The 18,153-nt window shown below is 66.7% G+C and carries 14 protein-coding genes and 1 tRNA gene; 9 read left to right on the top strand and 6 right to left on the bottom strand.

The annotated features are described in order from the left end of the window. Positions 1 to 79: 79 nt before the first annotated feature. From panB to ACOMG5_RS14810, 3 genes are all read left to right on the top strand, one after another. Positions 80 to 904: a 3-methyl-2-oxobutanoate hydroxymethyltransferase gene (panB, locus tag ACOMG5_RS14820; protein ID WP_420344570.1), complete on the top strand. Its 825-nt coding sequence runs from the start codon at positions 80 to 82 to the stop codon at positions 902 to 904. Then, entirely contained in the window at positions 901 to 1,740 is an 840-nt protein-coding gene (panC, locus tag ACOMG5_RS14815) for a pantoate--beta-alanine ligase (RefSeq protein ID WP_420344569.1), read from the top strand. Before panB ends, panC begins: the two co-directional genes overlap by 4 nt. A gap of 457 nt (positions 1,741 to 2,197) precedes the next feature. Then, positions 2,198 to 2,635 (top strand): hypothetical protein, encoded by a 438-nt coding sequence (locus ACOMG5_RS14810; protein ID WP_420344568.1) that lies wholly within the window; start codon positions 2,198 to 2,200, stop codon positions 2,633 to 2,635. Between the two features lie 143 nt (positions 2,636 to 2,778). Here the strand turns inward: ACOMG5_RS14810 and ACOMG5_RS14805 are convergent. From ACOMG5_RS14805 to ACOMG5_RS14795, 3 genes are all read right to left on the bottom strand, one after another. Then, positions 2,779 to 2,853, bottom strand: a tRNA-Glu gene (locus ACOMG5_RS14805). Between the two features lie 167 nt (positions 2,854 to 3,020). Then, positions 3,021 to 4,763, bottom strand: coding sequence for a single-stranded-DNA-specific exonuclease RecJ (gene recJ / locus ACOMG5_RS14800; protein WP_420344567.1), 1,743 nt, complete (start codon positions 4,761 to 4,763; stop codon positions 3,021 to 3,023). Between the two features lie 24 nt (positions 4,764 to 4,787). Further along, positions 4,788 to 5,375: a TetR/AcrR family transcriptional regulator gene (locus tag ACOMG5_RS14795; RefSeq protein ID WP_420344566.1), complete on the bottom strand. Its 588-nt coding sequence runs from the start codon at positions 5,373 to 5,375 to the stop codon at positions 4,788 to 4,790. 116 nt (positions 5,376 to 5,491) lie between these two features. Here ACOMG5_RS14795 and ACOMG5_RS14790 point away from each other — a divergent pair, with 116 nt between their 5' ends. The 3 genes from ACOMG5_RS14790 to glpX all read left to right on the top strand — a co-directional run bounded on the left by ACOMG5_RS14790 (position 5,492) and on the right by glpX (position 8,169). Next, a complete protein-coding gene (locus ACOMG5_RS14790) occupies positions 5,492 to 5,692 on the top strand; it encodes a hypothetical protein (RefSeq protein WP_420344565.1) in 201 nt (66 codons plus the stop codon). A 94-nt stretch (positions 5,693 to 5,786) separates the two neighbouring features. After that, entirely contained in the window at positions 5,787 to 7,085 is a 1,299-nt protein-coding gene (locus ACOMG5_RS14785; protein WP_420344564.1) for a homoserine dehydrogenase, read from the top strand. Positions 7,086 to 7,203: 118 nt separating this feature from the next. Continuing rightward, a complete protein-coding gene (gene glpX, locus ACOMG5_RS14780) occupies positions 7,204 to 8,169 on the top strand; it encodes a class II fructose-bisphosphatase (protein ID WP_420344563.1) in 966 nt (321 codons plus the stop codon). A 28-nt stretch (positions 8,170 to 8,197) separates the two neighbouring features. Here the strand turns inward: glpX and ACOMG5_RS14775 are convergent, their stop codons facing one another. The 3 genes from ACOMG5_RS14775 to ACOMG5_RS14765 are packed head-to-tail and all read right to left on the bottom strand — an operon-like array spanning position 8,198 to position 11,034. Beyond that, entirely contained in the window at positions 8,198 to 8,806 is a 609-nt protein-coding gene (locus tag ACOMG5_RS14775; RefSeq protein WP_420344562.1) for a hypothetical protein, read from the bottom strand. A 3-nt stretch (positions 8,807 to 8,809) separates the two neighbouring features. Continuing rightward, positions 8,810 to 9,325: a TadE/TadG family type IV pilus assembly protein gene (locus ACOMG5_RS14770; RefSeq protein ID WP_420344561.1), complete on the bottom strand. Its 516-nt coding sequence runs from the start codon at positions 9,323 to 9,325 to the stop codon at positions 8,810 to 8,812. A gap of 8 nt (positions 9,326 to 9,333) precedes the next feature. After that, complete coding sequence (locus tag ACOMG5_RS14765; protein WP_420344560.1) at positions 9,334 to 11,034, bottom strand: pilus assembly protein TadG-related protein; 1,701 nt, start codon at positions 11,032 to 11,034, stop codon at positions 9,334 to 9,336. Between the two features lie 124 nt (positions 11,035 to 11,158). Between ACOMG5_RS14765 and dnaG the strand changes: the two genes are divergently transcribed. From dnaG to ACOMG5_RS14750, 3 genes are all read left to right on the top strand, one after another. Then, the gene (dnaG, locus tag ACOMG5_RS14760; protein WP_420344559.1) at positions 11,159 to 13,153 is read left to right on the top strand and encodes a DNA primase; all 1,995 of its coding nucleotides are present in this window, start codon (positions 11,159 to 11,161) and stop codon (positions 13,151 to 13,153) included. A gap of 133 nt (positions 13,154 to 13,286) precedes the next feature. Next, complete coding sequence (rpoD, locus tag ACOMG5_RS14755; protein WP_420344558.1) at positions 13,287 to 15,290, top strand: RNA polymerase sigma factor RpoD; 2,004 nt, start codon at positions 13,287 to 13,289, stop codon at positions 15,288 to 15,290. A 1,576-nt stretch (positions 15,291 to 16,866) separates the two neighbouring features. Beyond that, positions 16,867 to 18,153 (top strand): glycerol-3-phosphate dehydrogenase/oxidase (locus tag ACOMG5_RS14750; RefSeq protein ID WP_420344557.1); only part of this gene is annotated, 1,287 nt, incomplete at its 3' end.

Raw genomic sequence — 18,153 nt, 5'->3', positions numbered from 1 at the left:
CGCCTACTGCAGCGCAGCGAAACGCTTTACAGCGCGGCCCGCGCGGGGCTATCCGTCTGCCCGGGGGAAGGAGATCCAGATGAGCGCAACCGCAGAGCAACGGCGGCTGATGCCGGCCGATATCGTGGCGATGAAGGGCCGGGTGCCTGTCGTATGCCTCACCGCCTATACCACGCCGGTCGCACGGATTGCGGATCGGGCCTGCGATCTGGTGCTGGTGGGCGATTCCGTGGGGATGGTGCTGCACGGGCTGCCCTCCACGCTCGGTGTGACGATGGAGATGATGATCCTGCACGGGCAGGCGGTGGGGCGCGGGCTGGCGCGGGCGCTGATGGTCATCGACATGCCCTTCGGGAGCTACGAGGAGGGCCCTGCGCAGGCGTTTGGCAACGCGGCGCGGCTGATGGCGGAAACCGGGGCGGGCGCGGTGAAGCTGGAAGGGGGCGCGCATATGGCGCCGACCATCGCCTTCCTGGTGGCGCGCGGGATCCCGGTGATGGCGCATGTGGGGCTCACGCCGCAATCGGTGAATACGCTGGGCGGCTACCGGGTACAGGGCCGGGGCGCCGATGGCGGGCGGCTGCTGGAGGATGCGCAGGCGGTGGCCCAGGCGGGTGCCTTCGCCGTGGTGCTGGAAAAGGTGCCTGCGGGGCTGGCCGCGCGGATCGGCGCGGCGATCGCCGTGCCCACGGTCGGTATCGGAGCCGGGGCCGAGTGCGACGGGCAGGTGCTGGTGATCGACGATATGCTGGGCCTGTTTCAGGATTTCCGCCCGAAATTCGTGAAGCGCTATGCGGAGCTGGGCGCTGCGGCGGCCGAGGCCGTGGCGCAATATGCCGCGGAGGTGCGCGCGGGCCGCTTCCCCGGCCCCGAGCATTCCTTTGCCGATGAGGTGGCACCATGACCCAGGTGATCCGGGCTTCGGCCCAGCTGCGCGACAAGGTGGCGGGGTGGAAACGCTCGGGCATCCTCGTCGGCGTGGTGCCGACGATGGGGGCGCTGCACGAGGGTCACCTGAGCCTGATCGAGGAGGCCCGGCGGCATTCGGACCGGGTGATCGTGACGATTTTCGTGAACCCGATGCAGTTCAACAACCCCGAGGATCTGACCAAATACCCCCGCAACGAAGCGCGCGATCTGGCGTTGCTGGAGGCTGCGGGCGTGGACGTTCTGTTCGCGCCGGGGGAGGAGGAGGTCTATCCGCAGGGCTTTGCGACGCAGGTCCGGGTGGCGGGGGTGTCGGAGCCGCTGGAGGGCGCGTTCCGGCCCGGTCATTTCGAGGGGGTGGCCACGGTGGTGGCGAAGCTGTTCGGCATGACCCAGGCCGGGCGGGCCTTCTTCGGCGAGAAGGACTGGCAGCAGCTGCAGGTGGTGAAGCGGATGGCGACCGACCTGAACATCCCGGTGCGGGTGATCGGCTGTCCGACGATCCGCGAGGCGGACGGGCTGGCAATGTCGTCGCGCAACGTGCGGCTGTCGGCCGAGGAGCGGCAGATCGCCCCGGCGCTGTGGCGGGCGATGCAGGCGGCGGCAGAAGCGATCCGGGGTGGCGCCGACCCGGCGGCCGTTCTGGCCGAGGCGCGCGTGCGGATCCTGTCGGCGGGCTATCGTGAGATCGAATATCTGGAGATCCGCAGCGCCGAGGGGCTGCGCCCGGTTGCCGATCTGGCAGAACCGGTGCGCATGCTGGCGGCGGCCTGGCTCGGCGATGTGCGGATGATCGACAATATTGTGGTCTAGGCCGTGCGGTCTGAGTGCGGCGCGCTGGCGTTGACCCTGATGCCGACCGGGCCGTGATCGGCTTTCCGCTTTAGGCCATGCCGCCCGCTGTGGCGCTGAAATTGCGCTCGCTGTTGCCGGTGCGCTGATCCCAATTCCGCTGGCCAGCACCGGGCGGCGGGTAAGCCAAGACGGGGCGCAGGGGGCTTCGGTCGGGGCTTTTTCGTTGCTATGTCGCGAAGCCCACCTCATCGTGTCGATAAGCTTATGAGGCAACAAGATGCAGTATACTTCAATCGGAATTTCAGTTCTTGCGTTGATCGTTTCGGGGGTAACGTTGTGGCTTACGCACCTTCGGCGGGGGGCGTTGAAAATGACACGTCCAACGGTCGTGTTCTTTGGTCCCGATGGGAACGAAGGTGGCATATCGAAGGTCTTCTTACGAACACTACTATATTCAACTGGAAAGCGAGGCATAGTGCTTGAACATTTGTTCATTCGTTTGCGTCGCGGTGAAACGCAACAGAATTTTAATGTTTGGGTTTACGGCGAAAAGGATTTGGCACGGGGTAGCGGCTTGTTCGTCGGTCAAGAAGGTATCGCGACGAACCATCACTTCCTTACTCCAACCGACATCAAAGGCTTCGATTTCGCGGCGGGCGACTACGAACTTGAAGTTTTCGCGAAGATCATCGGCAAGGACATGACGCTTCTTCTGTCCACCATTCGACTTTCAATCGACGTTCACGAGGCGGGACAGCTTCGGAAGGCCGATCATGGCATCTATTTCGATTGGGGGCCGGACGCCGGGCGCTACCAGAAAAAGATTGAGGGCCGCCGTTCGAAGGCTCTTGACCCCTTGTATATGCTTGAAGCGTTACAGGACGGTGGGGCGCTTACGTCGCCGAAGTCATAGGCAAGGACAATCATTCACGAATACGTGAACTTTTCCCGGCCTGCGGCGGGTCGGCAGTCGCCAAATTTTCGTTGTAGTAATTCTATAGTAAGATTTTTCGAATTGATAATTTAGCGACAAAATCAATAACTTACACTTGTAAGTGGCAGCCCGTAGGGGAGTCGAACCCCTCTTTTCAGGTTGAAAACCTGACGTCCTAACCGATAGACGAACGGGCCACCGTGACCGCTTCAGGCTTCTTGCGTCGCCGTCGGCTGCGGTGTGAGCGGGTGTTTAGGCCAGGCGTGCGTGGCGCGCAAGAGCCATTTTTGTGTTTTTTCAAAAATTCTTCCGGTACCACAAACTGTAACTGTTTCAACGTCTTGCTGGATGCTTCCGGAGGCGGTCACGCGCGGGCGGCATCTTCCAGGCGCAGCTGGGCCTTGCGGCGCCCGCCCCAGGTGTTGATTTCCAGCCGCCCGGCGAGGTGGAAACGTGCCGCTCCGCCTGCACTCAGCGCCGGGCCGAGGGGGCCGTCGAAGGCGCCGAAGGCCACGGCCTCGATGCGTGCGCCGCTGCCGTCACCCAGCGTGAAGCGCAGGTGCGTCTCGCCGATCCTGCGCGGTCCGGAGACCTCCATGGCGGCGAAGGCAAAGCGGGGTGCGGGGGCGCCCTGGCCGAAGGGGCCTGCGCGGTCGATGTCCTCTATGAGCTCGGGGGAGGCGGCGCCGGGCATGAGCATGCCGTCGAGGCGCAGGTCTTCCGGCCCGCCTTCGCCCGCGCCCTGGCGGGCGAGAAGCTCGGCGAGGCGCGCCATCGCGGCCTCCAGCTGATCCTCGGCGACGGTGAGACCCGCGGCCATGCGGTGCCCGCCGCCCTTCAGCAGCAGGCCCTCTGCCGCGACCCGGTGCACGGCGGCGCCGAGGTCCACCCCGGAGACCGAGCGCGCAGAGCCCTTGCCGATACCGTTTTCGAGCCCGATGACGACGGCGGGGCGATGTGTCGCCTCCTTCAGCCGTGCGGCGACGATGCCGACCACACCCGGGTGCCAGCCTGCGCCCGCCGCCCAGACCAGCGGCGCGTCGAGGCCGCGGGCCTCGGCCTGGGCCAGGGCCGCCTCGCGCACGCGCGTCTCGATCTCGCGCCGCTCCGAATTCAGCCGGTCAAGCCGCTCGGCCAGCGCCGCAGCTTCCAGCGGATCCGCCGTGGCGAGGAGCCGCGCGCCCAGATCCGCCGCGCCGATCCGCCCGCCCGCATTCACCCGCGGCCCGAGCACGAAGCCGAGGTGATAGGCCGAAGGCGCACTGTCGAGGCGCGCCACATCCGAGAGCGCGACCAGGCCGGGCCGCTCGCGCCGCGCCATGACCTTCAGCCCCTGCCGCACCAGCGCCCGGTTCACCCCCACCAGCGGTGCCACATCGGCGACCGTTGCCAGCGCCACCAGATCCAGCAGCGCCATCAGATCCGGCCCCGCCGCGCCTTCCGCGCGCATCTGCCGGTTTGCCTCCACCAGCATCAGGAATACCACCGATGCCGCGCAGAGATGGCCAAGATCCCCACTCTCGTCCTGCCGGTTCGGGTTTACCACGGCGCAGGCATCGGGGAGGGTTTCGCCGCCCAGGTGGTGATCGAGGATGACCACATCGGCCGGGGCCGCGGCGGCCACCGGCTCATGGCTCAGCGTGCCGCAATCGACGCAGATGATCAGGCTGTGTTCGCGCCCGAGGGCCTGCATCGCGGGCACGTTCGGGCCGTAGCCTTCGTCGATCCGGTCGGGGATATAGAGCGTCGCCTGCCGGCCGACCGTGCGCAGCCAGCTGATCAGCAGCGCGGCCGAAGAGCCGCCGTCCACATCGTAATCCGCGAAGACGGCGATTTTCTCGCGCCCGCGCACCGCGCGCAGGAAGCGGGCGGCGGCGGTCTCCATATCCTTCAGGCTGCGCGGATCGGGCAGCAGGTCGCGCAGCGTGGGCTCCAGAAACCCCGCGGCCTCCTCCGGGGCGACCCCGCGCGCGACCAGCACCCGCGCGAGGGGCAGAGGCAATCGGGTGTCGCGCGCCATGGCTTCGGCCAGCCGGTCGGCTTCGACGGAGGGGCCGATCCAGCGCCGGCCGGTCAGCGAATGTTCGACGTTCAGGAATGCGGTCATGAGGGCTGCATAGCCGAAAGGCGCTCAGCCCGCCACCGCCTTGCGCACCATGTCGCGGTAGATCTCCTCGATGCCGGCGCGGCTGAGCCGGCCGCCTTCGCGGTACCAGGTATTCACCCCGGTCAGCATGGCGATGATGGCCATGGTTGCGAGGCGGGTATCGGGCAGGGCGAAGCTGCCCTCGGCCTGGCCCGCGCGCAAGATCGCTTCCAGCTCCGCCTCATAGGCCGAGCGCAGCCGGCCGATGGCGGCGAAATTGCCGGGCGAGAGGTTGCGCAGCTCCATGTAGCTCAGGAACACGGCCTCGGTGCGCATCAGCGAATGGCGGATATGGAAGCGCACGAACGCATCGAGCCGCGCCGCAGGCTCCGCGGGCTTCGGCTCGGCCTCCCAGGCGGCCAGCAGTTCCTCCATATGGCTGCGAAGCAGATCGAACAGCAGCGCCTCCTTGTCTGGCGTATAAAGATAGAGCGCCCCGGCCTGCACGCCCACCTCGGCCGCGATCTGGCGCATGGAGACGGCCGCGAAGCCGTGGCGGGCGAACAGCGACAGGGCCGCCGCGCGGATGCGGGGGCCGGTGATTTCGGAATGGGAGCCGGTCTTGCGTGCCATCCGTGCAGGGTAAATGAACGATTGTTCATTATCAATGCGCGGAAGGCCGCCGCCCCGGGCTCTGGTCTTGGCGCGCGGGGCGGCCTATGGTCGGGCCACAACCCAGGAGCCTGCCGATGATCCGCCTGCCTGCCGCCCTTGCCCTCGCCATCGCGCTGATCGGTTGCGCCGGGCCGCAGAAGGACTATCCCGCCCTCGTGCCGATGGACAGCCTGCTGGGCGCGGAGGCGGTGGAGCCTGCACCCACGGCGGAGCTGCAGGCGCAGGGTAACGCCCTGCGCGCACGCGCCGATGCCCTGCGTTCGGCCCAGCCCTGAGCCCCGGCTCCGCAGGCCTGGCAGCCGGATGCGTTGCAAGGCTGGCGCCGACAGGCTAACAGGGCGCTGAACAGCCCCTGTCCATGAGGTTCCCATGTCTGCCCCCGATGCATCTGTGCTCCGTCTTGGCATTGCGGGGCTTGGCACCGTGGGCATTGGCGTCGTCAAGATCGTGCAGCGCCATGCCGCGCTGCTGAGCGCACGTACGGGCCGCACGGTGGTGATCAGCGCGGTTTCGGCGCGCGACCGGACCAAGAACCGCGACGCGGATCTCTCGGCCTATGCCTGGGAAACCGATCCGGTGGCGCTGGCGCAGCGCGACGACGTGGATGTGTTCGTCGAACTCATGGGCGGGCACGAGGGCGCGGCGAAGGCTGCGACCGAGGCCGCGCTGCAGGCGGGCAAGGACGTCGTCACCGCGAACAAGGCGCTGCTTGCGCATCACGGGCAGGCGCTGGCGGAGCTGGCCGAATCGCGGGGCCGGGTGATCCGCTTCGAGGCGGCCGTTGCGGGCGGCATCCCGGTGATCAAGGCGCTGACCGAGGGCCTCGCGGGCAACAGCATCCGCCGGGTGATGGGGGTGATGAACGGGACCTGCAACTACATCCTGACCCGGATGGAGACTGCGGGCCTGCCCTATGACACGGTGTTCGAGGAGGCCCGGCAGCTGGGCTATCTCGAGGCCGATCCGACGCTGGACGTGGGCGGTATCGACGCCGGGCACAAGCTCTCGATCCTGGCCGCGATTGCCTTCGGCACCAAGGTGAGCTTCGACGATGTGGTGCTGGAGGGGATCCAGCAGATCTCGATCGACGATATCCGCCGGGCCGACGACATGGGCTACAAGATCAAGCTGCTGGGCGTGGCGCAGATGACCGGACGCGGGCTGGAGCAGCGGATGACGCCCTGCCTGGTGCCGTCGGTCTCGCCGCTGGGGCAGCTGCAGGGCGGGACCAACATGGTCGTGCTGGAGGGCGATTCGGTCGGCCAGATCGTGCTGCGCGGCGCGGGTGCGGGCGAGGGGCCGACGGCTTCGGCGGTGATGGGCGATGTGATGGACATCGCGCGCGGGCTCCGCCTGCCGACCTTTGGCCAGCCCGCGGCGACGCTGGCAGATCCGGTGGCGGCGGTGGTCTCCGCAGCCGCGCCCTATTACCTGCGGCTCGAACTGCTGGACAAGCCGGGCGCGCTGGCCAAGGTGGCGGCAGTGCTGGGCGAGGCGGGCGTGTCGATTTCGCGGCTGCGCCAGTATGGCCATGCCGATGCGACGGCGCCGGTGCTGATCGTCACCCACAAGACCACGCGCGACGCGATCGACGCCGCCATTGCGGCCTTCCCCGGCACCGGCGTTGTCGCCGGAGAGACCGTGGCGCTGCGGATCGAGGAACTCTGAGCGGTTTTCGGCGCCATTCCGGCATCTTGCATCGGAAGTTAGCGTTCTCAGACTTGCTTATGGCGGGGTCGCGGGCTTACCTGTCCGCGGCCCTTCGCTTTGGCAGACAGGAATAGACATGACTTCCCCCATTGATTTCAACGACCGCATGCTCTCGCTGGGCCTCGCCCGGGTGTCTGAGGCCGCGGCCCACGCCTCCGCGCGTCAGATCGGCCGCGGCGACGAGAAGGCCGCCGACCAGGCGGCGGTGAACGCGATGCGCGATCAGCTCAACCTGCTGGACATCGACGGTACCGTCGTCATTGGCGAAGGCGAGCGCGACGAGGCGCCGATGCTCTACATCGGCGAGAAGGTCGGCACGGGGAAGGGCCCGGCAGTGGATATCGCGCTCGATCCGCTGGAAGGCACGACGCTGACCGCGAAGGACATGCCGAACGCGCTCACCGTGATCGCTATGGCGCCCGCGGGCACTCTGCTGCATGCGCCCGATGTGTATATGGAAAAGCTCGCGATCGGGCCGGGCTATGCGAAGGACGTGGTCAGCCTGGACATGACGCCCACCGAGCGCATCGCCGCGCTGGCGAAGGCGCGCGGCGTGACCAGCGCCGACATCACCTGCTGCATTCTGGAGCGCCCGCGCCATGAGGACCTGATCCAGGAAGTGCGCGAGACCGGCGCCGCGATCCGGCTGATCACCGATGGTGACGTGGCGGGCGTGATCCACTGCGCCGAACCCGAGATCACCGGCATCGACATCTACATGGGCTCGGGCGGCGCGCCGGAAGGCGTGCTGGCGGCTTCGGCACTGAAGTGCATGGGCGGCCAGATGTGGGGCAAGCTGCTGTTCCGCAACGACGACGAGCGCGGGCGCGCGCACAAGGCCGGGATCACCAACCTGGACAAGATCTATTCGCGCGACGAACTGGTGCGCTCGGACGTGATCTTCGCCGCCACCGGCGTGACCAATGGCTCGATCGTGAAGGGCGTGAAGCGCGAGCCGGGCTTCATCGAGACCGAAACCATCCTGATGCGCTCCAAGACCGGATCGGTGCGGCGGATGATCTACCGCAACCCGATCCGCTGAGGGCCGGCCGGGGCGGCCCGGGCCGCCCCTATTTGCTGCTGTTCCAGACGGTGTGCGGCCCGCGTGGCCGCGTCACCACGAATTCCCTGAACACGATGCCGGAGCCGAGCCCGAGGGTGAAGGACGTCTGGCCATCCAGGGTCATCGTCTTGTCGGCGATGTCGAAAATCGGCCAGTAACTGTAGAATGTCTCCAGCACCACGGCGGCATCCCCCGCCCCCATCACCGGCACGCGGCTGCCCGCAGCGGTGATATCGGCCTGGGTCAGGGCGGCGTGGGTTCCTGTCGCATAGGAGGTGTCCATGCGGAACTGCTTGATCGTGCCATCGCAGGGCAGCAGGTCCGTGCTGGTGGCGGGGCAGGTGACCAGCGTGACCCGCATCCAGCTGCGGCTGCTGTCGTGGACCTGGGTCATCTGATCGAAGATGTGCTTGTTGCCGTCGATGAAAGCCGGGCCGATCGCCCCTTTCTGGCGTGAAATCAGGTCTGCGACCGTATAGGTGGCCGAGCCCACCAGAGCGCGCAGCCGGAACGCATCGTAGAACTGGTAGGCGACCATGATCCAGGTCAGCAGCAGCAGCCCCTCCATCAGCCCCTCGATCGGGGCGGCGCCGGTTTCGTCGCGCAGGATCCGCATCTCTCAGCTCCGCGGTTCGTTCACGAAGACAGTCATGGCAACCAGCGCGAACCGGCCGCCCGCATCCAGCTGCAGGGCCATGGCCAGCGGATCTCCGGAGCCCATCGGGGTCAGCTTCAGGCAGGCGCGCAGGGCGATCAGCTGGTTCGAGCCGCCGGTCTCGATCTCCGGATCCAGGACCGCGCTGGAGGTGCCATCGGTGCACAGCGGGGCATTGGTATTGCTGAGCGACCAGGTGTCGGTATTGATCGGGAAGACCTCGACCGCAAGGTTCTCGCTACAATCGGGCACGAAATGGATCGCCGTGCAGATCTGCTGCTTCAGGGTCTCGTGGGAGGGCAGGCTCTCCGATCCGAGCCGCAGCGAGCGCGTGGTGATGTCGACTGCGCGGTTCAGCAGCACCTGACGCATTTCGATCAGCATCAGCTCCACCGCCGCCACCAGTATCATCACGAAAAGCGGGATCCACAGTACCGTGGGGATCGTGACCGCGCCGGATTCGGATCTCAGGAAGCGCATGGGTCCTCTCAGTTCGTCAGCCGCAGGGCGTTGATGGAGGAGGCGATCGAGGAGAATGCCTCGGTCAGGCTCGCGGCGGTGACGTTGTAGGCATAGCCCTCGTCGGAGGCGCATTCGCTCAGGATCGCGGCGCCGGTATCCGGCGCATCCACGGCCACGGTGAAGATATAGATGCCGCGGCCCGAGGCCTTCGCGGCGGTGCAGAGCGCCCTCAGGTTGGTGTCCTTCTGGGTGAACTCCGACTGGATCGCCATGTCGTTGTAGAGCGCGGCCTTGGTGGTGGTGGCTGTCACGGCGCGTTTGGGCGGATACAGGAAGGTCTCGATCACATATTGCAGCGAATAGCCCTTCGCCCAGACGGTTTGCCAGCTGACATCGTAGATCCTGGAGCCTAGCTGCGCCGCCGTACGCCAGCTGCCGTCGTAAAGGCGGTAATAGGGAGCGCTGCGGCCTGCGACGTAATAGTGGAGCGCTCTCCACGCCGTTGAATCGTCCGAGCTGTTGGCGAAAGAGGTGGCCGATATGGTGGAGACCAGGCCCGAGCTTCCGGTCCGGTAGGCGGCCTTGGTGGAATAGGAGCGGGTGTTCTCGCCATCTGTCATCAGCACCATGATCTTCATAGAGGATTTCCCCAGCTCGGCGCCGGAGTAGCCATAGTCGAAGGGGCGCCCGGCGAGCGTGCTGCTGACCGTGCCATTGGCGATCAGCTTGGTCACCGCGGGCTGCGCGGCCGGGTCGAGCAGCGCGAGGCCCCAGCGGGCGCCGACGTCGATGGCCGTGTCGCCGCCCGGTGTGAGCGTGGCGATCTTCGCGTCGATCACCGCCTTGGTGTTGGACAGCGCCAGCACCGAGGAGACCGCGTTCTCCAGGCAGTTCTGGTTGGTGACGCGGGTCGGCATCGTCCAGTTGCCCTGCCCGAGCGCGGACTGGCCCCAGTAATCGAAGCTGTCGCCATACATCGTCCGCAGCAGGCTGGTCGTGGGGGTGATGGCGATATCGGTATTGGGCAGGGTTTCGACATCGGCGCAGGTGTTTCTGGTATGATCGGCCGAGAGGGTGAAGCCCGCCGCGGTGGCGCTGCCCAGGGTCACCTGCTGGTTGTAGGGTATGATCGAGATCGACAACCGGCCGGCCGGCGCGCCGGGCGCCTGTACGGTGTCGAACATCTTCTGCACGAAGTTCAGTGCTGCGGGCTTCAGCTGCTCCATCCGGGTCGGCGAGACGCCGGAAGCCCCCGTATTGATGTTGAAATTCATCGAGCCGGAAATGTCGAGCACGAGCGAGATCTCGACATTGCCAATTGATTCCGCGGCCTGAGAGACCGCCGTCGCGCTGAGCTGGTCGATGCCGATCAGCGGGCCGAAGATGGTGGTGATGCCATCATTTGTGTTGATCGTCACCCGGCGCCATTCCTTCAGCGAGCCCTCCTCGATCACCGGGACCACGTTCAGATAGCCCAGCCCCGATTTCGAGAGATAATCGGCCACGACCGCCGCGGGCGGCAGGGTCTGCGACAGCGAGGCCGCCGCCAGCGAGGCGCGGTCGATGGTGTTCTGCACCCGGGTGCGCAGTTCCTCCTGCCGCATCAGATCGACGGTGATGCCGAGGCAGATCATCATGATCAGGAAAATCTGCACGGCGAAGGGCAGCAGCGCGCCATCCTCACGCCGCAGGAAACGGATCGCCATCCTGGCCCAGGGTCTGGTCATCGTCTTGCTCCGCCACATGCGGCCTGTCTGACGCGGCATCGCGGCAGAATTGGGGCCAATCGCGGGCGCAGGCGGGGAATTGGCGCCTCTCGACATGGGCGTGCTCTGGGCCGATATTAGGGGCATGAGTCTGCCCCCCGGTTTTCTGGATGAACTGCGCAACCGTGTCTCGATCTCGCAGGTGGTCGGGCGCAAGGTCGTGTGGGATCCACGCAAATCCAACCAGGGCAAGGGCGACATGTGGGCGCCATGCCCGTTCCATCAGGAAAAGTCGGCCTCGTTCCATGTGGACGACCGCAAGGGCTTCTATCATTGCTTCGGCTGCCACGCCTCGGGCGATGCGCTGAAATTCGTGCAGGAGACGGAAAACGTCTCGTTCATGGAGGCGGTGGAAATCCTCGCGCGCGAGGCCGGAATGGTGATGCCTGCGCGCGATGCCCGCGAGGCGGAGCGATCGGATCACCGCACCGAGCTGGCCCGGGTGATGGACGAGGCGGTGAAGCACTACCGGCTGGCGCTGTCGATGCAGGCGGGCGCGGAGGCGCGGGCCTATATCGCGCGGCGCGGCCTGACACCCGATACAGTGGCGCGCTTCGAGATCGGCTTTGCGCCCGATGGCTGGCAGGGGCTGTGGGACGCGCTGAAAGCCAGGGGGATCGCCGATGAGCTGATCATCGGCGCAGGCCTCGCGAAGCCCAGCCAGAAGGGCGGCAAGCCCTATGACACGTTCCGCAACCGGATCATGTTCCCGATCCGCGATCCGCGCGGGCGCTGCATCGCGTTCGGCGGCCGGGCGATGGATCCGAAGGACTCCGCGAAATACCTGAACTCGCCGGAGACGGCGCTGTTCGACAAGGGGCGCACGCTATACAACCACGGCCCCGCGCGGGAGGCGGCGGGCAAGGGCCAGCGGCTGATCGTCTGCGAAGGCTATATGGATGTGATCGCGCTGGCGCAGGCGGGGTTCGGCGGCGCGGTGGCACCGCTGGGCACCGCAGTGACCGAGGAGCAGCTGCAGATGATGTGGCGCATCGATGACGAGCCGGTGATCGCGCTCGATGGCGATGCGGCGGGGATGAAGGCGGCGCTGCGGGTGATCGACCTGGCGCTGCCGCTGCTGGAGGCGGGCAAGGGGCTGCGCTTTGCAATGCTGCCGGGCGGGCAGGACCCGGACGAGCTGATCAAGGCGGCCGGGCCGCAGGCGATGGAAAAGGTGCTGGAGGCCGCGCGGCCGATGGTGGACCTGCTCTGGACCCGCGAGACCGAGGGCAAGGTGTTCGACAGCCCCGAGCGGCGCGCCGCGCTGGACAAGCGGCTGCGTGCCGCGATCGCGCGGATCAAGGATCCTTCGATCAAGGCGCATTACGGGGCCGAGGTGAAGCGCCTGCGCGAGGCGCTGTTCGGCTTTGGCCAGCCGCAGGCCGGGGCGCGGGCGCCACGCCGCGAAGGCCCGGGCTATGCGCGCGGGTTTGGCAAGGGCGCGAAGCCGCCGGCGCTGCCGCTGGCCAGCACGCGCACCACGCTTCTGGCCGCCGCGCCCGATCCGGATGTGACGGGCCATCTGCGCGAGGCGGTGGTGCTGGCGGTGCTGGCCACGCATCCGGAGCTGATCGCGCGGTTCGAGAGCCGGCTGGAGGCGCTGCATTTCGCCGACCCGCTGCACGAGCGGCTGTGCCGCCGGATGCTGGCGCTGGCGCATCGGCCGGTGGACCTCATCGCCCCGGAGCTCGCGGACGAATCGGGGGCGGATCTTGACAAGCTGATGACCCATCCCCATGTGCGCACCGTTCTCGTCACCAATATCCGCGAGGATGCCGAATATGCCGCGCATTGCCTTGCCGCCGATCTGGCCAAGCTGACCGCCGCCCGCGCGCTGGTGCAGGAGATCGCCGAGGCGCGCGAGGACATCGAGGGGCTGGCGGATGAAGGCGTGACCTGGAGGCTCGCGCAGGCCGCGCGCGCCTTCGAGCAGGCCTTGAAGCCGACGGAGGCCGATGACCGCGCCACGGTGCGGGCCGAGAATGGAGTGGAGCTAGACAAGGAGGAGCTCGAACAGAGCCGGGCCTTCTATGATTCAATCGATTTCAGCCGGGGCGGTCGCGGATCGCGCAGAAACTAGGCAGTCGGGTGATTCGCCCTGATTCGGCCCTGTGATTCGTCCCTTTGATTCGATAAAACGACCCGAACGATTCGATTCTGTCGCGCCGCCCGCCCGGCGCGACGCCATCCCGCACAGACCCGCAGGAGCGCCCATGGCCGCCAAGGATCTCGACGACAGCAAACCCGAAACCTCCGCAGACGAGGACACCTCGTTCGACATGTCGAAAGCCGCAGTCAAGCGGATGATCGCGGATGCACGGGAGCGCGGCTACATCACCTATGACCAGCTGAACACGGTCATGCCGCCCGATCAGGTCTCTGGCGACCAGATCGAGGACGTCATGTCCATGCTCTCGGAAATGGGGATCAACGTCGTCGAGGCCGAGGAAAGCGAGGAGCCCGAGAGCGGCGAGGTGGCGTCCACCGGGTCCTCCGGCTCGCGCGAACTGGCGGTGGCCAGCTCCACCACGGAAAATCTGGACCGTACCGACGACCCGGTGCGGATGTATCTGCGCGAGATGGGCTCGGTCGAGCTACTGTCGCGCGAGGGTGAAATCGCCATCGCGAAGCGGATCGAGGCGGGCCGCAACACGATGATCGCGGGCCTGTGCGAGAGCCCGCTGACCTTCCAGGCGATCACCATCTGGCGCGACGAGCTTCTGAACGAAGAGATCCTGCTGCGCGACGTCATCGACCTCGAAGCGACCTTCGGACGCTCGGTCGATGAGGAAGGCGAGGGGGAATCGCTCGAGGAGGAAATGCCCGCCGGCACCGCCCCCGAGGGCGAGGCTACGGATGAGGAATGGCAGGCCAAATCCCGCCCCGTGGATGCGGATGGCAACCCGCTTCCGGTAGAAGAGGACGAGGAAGATTACGACGGGCAGAACCTCTCGCTCGCCGCGATGGAAAATGCGCTGAAGCCCAAGGTCCTGGAGACGCTGGAGGTCATTGCGCGCGACTATGCGATGCTGGCCGAAATGCAGGACCTGCGGATGTCGGCGACGCTGAACGAGGACGGCACCTTCACCGTGGCCGAGGAGGCCGCCTATCAGAAGCTGCGTTCGGAAATCGTCGGGCTGGTGAATGAGCTGCACCTGCACAACAACCGGATCGAAGCCCTGATCGACCAGCTTTACGGCATCAACCGCAAGATCATGTCGATCGACAGTGCGATGGTGAAGCTCGCCGATGCGGCGCGGATCAACCGGCGCGAGTTCATCGAGGAATATCGCGGGGCGGAGCTGGATCCGACCTGGGCCGAGCGGATGCAGTCCAAGGGCAACCGCGCGTGGAACCTGCTGTTCGATAAAACCGGCGACAAGGTCGATGACCTGCGCTCGGACATGGCGCAGGTGGGGCAATATGTCGGCGTCGACATCAGCGAATTCCGCCGCATCGTGAACCAGGTGCAGAAGGGCGAGAAGGAAGCCCGGCAGGCGAAGAAGGAAATGGTCGAAGCGAACCTGCGCCTGGTGATTTCCATCGCCAAGAAATACACCAACCGCGGGCTGCAATTCCTTGACCTCATTCAGGAAGGCAACATCGGCCTGATGAAGGCGGTGGACAAGTTCGAATACCGCCGCGGCTACAAGTTCAGCACCTATGCGACCTGGTGGATCCGTCAGGCGATCACGCGCAGCATCGCGGATCAGGCGCGCACGATCCGGATTCCGGTGCACATGATCGAGACGATCAACAAGCTGGTGCGGACCGGCCGCCAGATGCTGCATGAGATCGGCCGCGAACCGACCCCGGAAGAGCTGGCCGAGAAGCTGCAGATGCCGCTCGAGAAGGTGCGGAAGGTAATGAAGATCGCCAAGGAGCCGATCAGCCTCGAGACCCCGATCGGCGACGAGGAAGACAGCCAGCTCGGCGATTTCATCGAGGACAAGAACGCGATTCTGCCGCTGGACAGCGCCATTCAGGAGAACCTGAAGGAGACGACGACGCGGGTTCTGGCCTCGCTCACGCCGCGCGAAGAGCGGGTTTTGCGGATGCGCTTCGGCATCGGCATGAACACCGACCATACGCTGGAAGAGGTCGGGCAGCAGTTCAGCGTGACCCGCGAGCGGATCCGTCAGATCGAGGCGAAGGCGCTGCGCAAGCTGAAGCACCCCTCGCGCTCGCGCAAGCTGCGCAGTTTCCTCGACCAGTGATCAAACGCCCCCATGCGGGGGGCGTTTTGGCGAATTGTATCCTGCGCGCCGGCGGAGAGCATTTGCGGGCCTGCCAAGGGCCCGCTATCGTTTGGGGGGTGTCGGAAAACGGCGGCGCCAGAACCTGTGGCATGGGGGCTCTGCGAGGCCGGAGCAGCTGTGTCAAAGCCGAAGGCAGCTCTCGCAATTGGGGATGCATCGCTCGGCCATGCTGCGTGGGATGTCGCTGGCCATATCACGGACCTTGGGCTGCTTTCGGTTCTGTCGCATCGGTATGATCTGCGGGACGCCCGGGCTTTCAGTCTCTTCGAAAATCCTGTCAGCGTCACACCCCCTGCCGGAGATGAACACGGCCAGTCGCGGGGAGGGAACCAGCCGTCACCAGAGGGCGCCGGTGCAGGCTGAAGCCAAATGCGGCGAGATCTCGTTCTTATCTGGCCGCGGCCCGCTGCGGGCACGATGCCAAGCCGCCGCTGGTTCTGGAATAGGCTCCACCCGCGGCCGGTAGGCGCCGAGCTCTTCCCTGCGCGCATCCCGTGTCGGAGGGTTCGCCGCGGGCACTCAACGCAGGCGCTCGCGGCAACGCCCGTGCCAGCTGCCACCATCCGGAGCCCGGCCCATCTCAGCATACCCTTCTCAATCAGGTTCTCTTGGCGAAGGACGCGCTCAGCTCCGCCACCGGCGCAGGATGCAGCGCGCGCCGAGGCCGCGGACGGCTTTGCCCCGCGTCGCGAGGCCTTTGGCCTTGCAATGCTGCTTCCGAACCGGTGGCAGAGCAGGGCGCGATGGCCGGGATACGCCGACCCTTGCGTAGGACCGAACCCATGATCGCGGCCGTGCCGCATCGGAGAGCGAGGCCAGCCGGAACAGGACCGTGCTATCCGGTCCCTTTACCTCATGTGCATCGCCGTCCCACCTGTGCGATCACGACAGAACGATGCGCGCAGACATCGCGCTCCGACCGGCGCTTTCCTTCGTTGCCAAAGCATCGCCCGACCCGTGCCGCACTTGGCCGTCAGCATCGATGCCCCGCCACCTCCAACGCCGCCAGCCCGGGAAGCCGCGCCTCTGAATGGTCCGCCGATCTCCGTGAGGCCGACCTCATGGGGGCTGCGTGTTCAAGGGCAAATCTCCGCGCCGGAGCCGGAGCGCAACAGATCTCACGTGCCAGGGCGGCTCGATCCTTGGGATACGGGATTACCGACTGAGTTTCCCCGTAGCCGCTGCATCCCGAGCCTGTAATGCAGGACACGCCCGATGACGCCCGTTGCGGGCTTCTCAAAGCGCGCGTCGCATCGCCGAGCGCTGCGCGAAACGCGGCATCGTGCGTTCTTCCGGGATCGGGACGGCTCCATCAGGGCTGGCCACTTGCCCGTTTCTCGTGGCAGCGGGCGCTCTGGCGCGGATCAGCGGCGCTTTCGCCACTGATGCTGTCGCGCTCCGGTCCGGGCGGCCCCCCTGAGCATGCACGGGCAATCGCCGCGCGCGACTTTGGTCGTATTTTACATTAGGAAATGAATATTGACAAAAATAAGCTCTTGATCAAAATCCGGGTCAGATTGCACCGGATGATACGATGACTGCCAGCGCCTTCACTCCTCCCTTCCCATCCGCCCGCGCGACCGCCTGGGCGAAGCTGCGCGGCCTGGCGCAGCCCGAGGTGCTGATCCTCGGCGGCGGCGTGAACGGGATCGGCCTGTTGCGGGATCTCGCGCTCAACGGGGTCTCGGCGGTCCTCATCGACGAGGGCGATTTCTGCACCGGGGCCAGCAGTGCCTCCAGCCGCATGGCCCATGGCGGCCTGCGCTATCTGGAGGGGCGCGAATTCCGCCTCGTGGCGGAGGCCGCGCGGGAGCGCAACATGCTGCTGCACGATGCCGGGCATCTGGTGAAGCCGCTGGAAATCGTGGTGCCGTTGCGCTCCTGGTTCCAGGGGCTGCCGCAGACGGCGCTGCGCTTCTGTGGCCTGTCGCGCCGGGCGGGGCCGCTGAGCCTGGCGGCGCTGCAGGGCGCCCTGATGATCTATGAGCGCTTTGGTGCGGTGCGCCGGGCGCTGCCGCGCCATGGCGTCCGGCTGGCCCGGGCGGGCTTCCCGGCGGGCACGCCCGCGGCGGTGCGGGCGGTCGTGAGCTATTACGACGGGCAGATTACCGGGCCCGAGGCTCTGGCGCTGGAGATGCTGGGTGCCGCGACCGAAGCGGACAACGTGACGGCGCTCAATCACGTCCGCTGGGCGGTGGAAGGGCGCGCCATCACCGTGACCGATCCGGAGACCGGATCGCAGGCGACCCTTGCGCCGCGGGTCGTCGTCAATGCGACCGGTGCCGCGATCGATGGGGTCAATGCGCGGCTCGGCCTGCGCACGGCCCTGGTGCGCGGGGTCAAGGGCGCGCATCTGGTGCTGCGCCATGATGCGCTGCACAGCCGGATGGCGGGGCGCGCCTTCTATTTCGACGATGGCTCCGGGCGGATGGTTATCTGCCTGCCGGTGGCCGATATCATCTTGCTCGGCACGACCGAGGTCGAGACGGCAGACCCGTCGGATCATGCCGTGGCGGGCGATGAGGTCGCGTATCTGCTGGGGGCGATCAACCGTCTGTTCGAAGATATCGCCGTCGGGCCCGAGCATATCGCCGCCGTCACCAGCGGGATCCGCCCGCTGCAGGCGAGCGGCGGCAATGCAACCCAGGCCGCGCGCGACCATGCGCTGCTGCGCCACGATTGGGGCCCGGTGCCGGTCCTGTCGCTGGTCGGCGGCAAGTGGACGACGTTCCGCTCGTTCGCGGAGCAGGCAGGCGATGCGGTGCTCGGGCTTCTCGGGCGGCCGCGGGCGGCAACGACGGCCGGGCGCCCCTATCCCGGC

The organism is Paenirhodobacter sp. (assembly GCF_041916475.1).
In the GTDB taxonomy this organism is placed as follows: domain Bacteria; phylum Pseudomonadota; class Alphaproteobacteria; order Rhodobacterales; family Rhodobacteraceae; genus Rhodobacter.
Note: the sequence above shows the minus strand (reverse complement) of the source record. Positions and strands in the feature narration are given on the sequence as shown.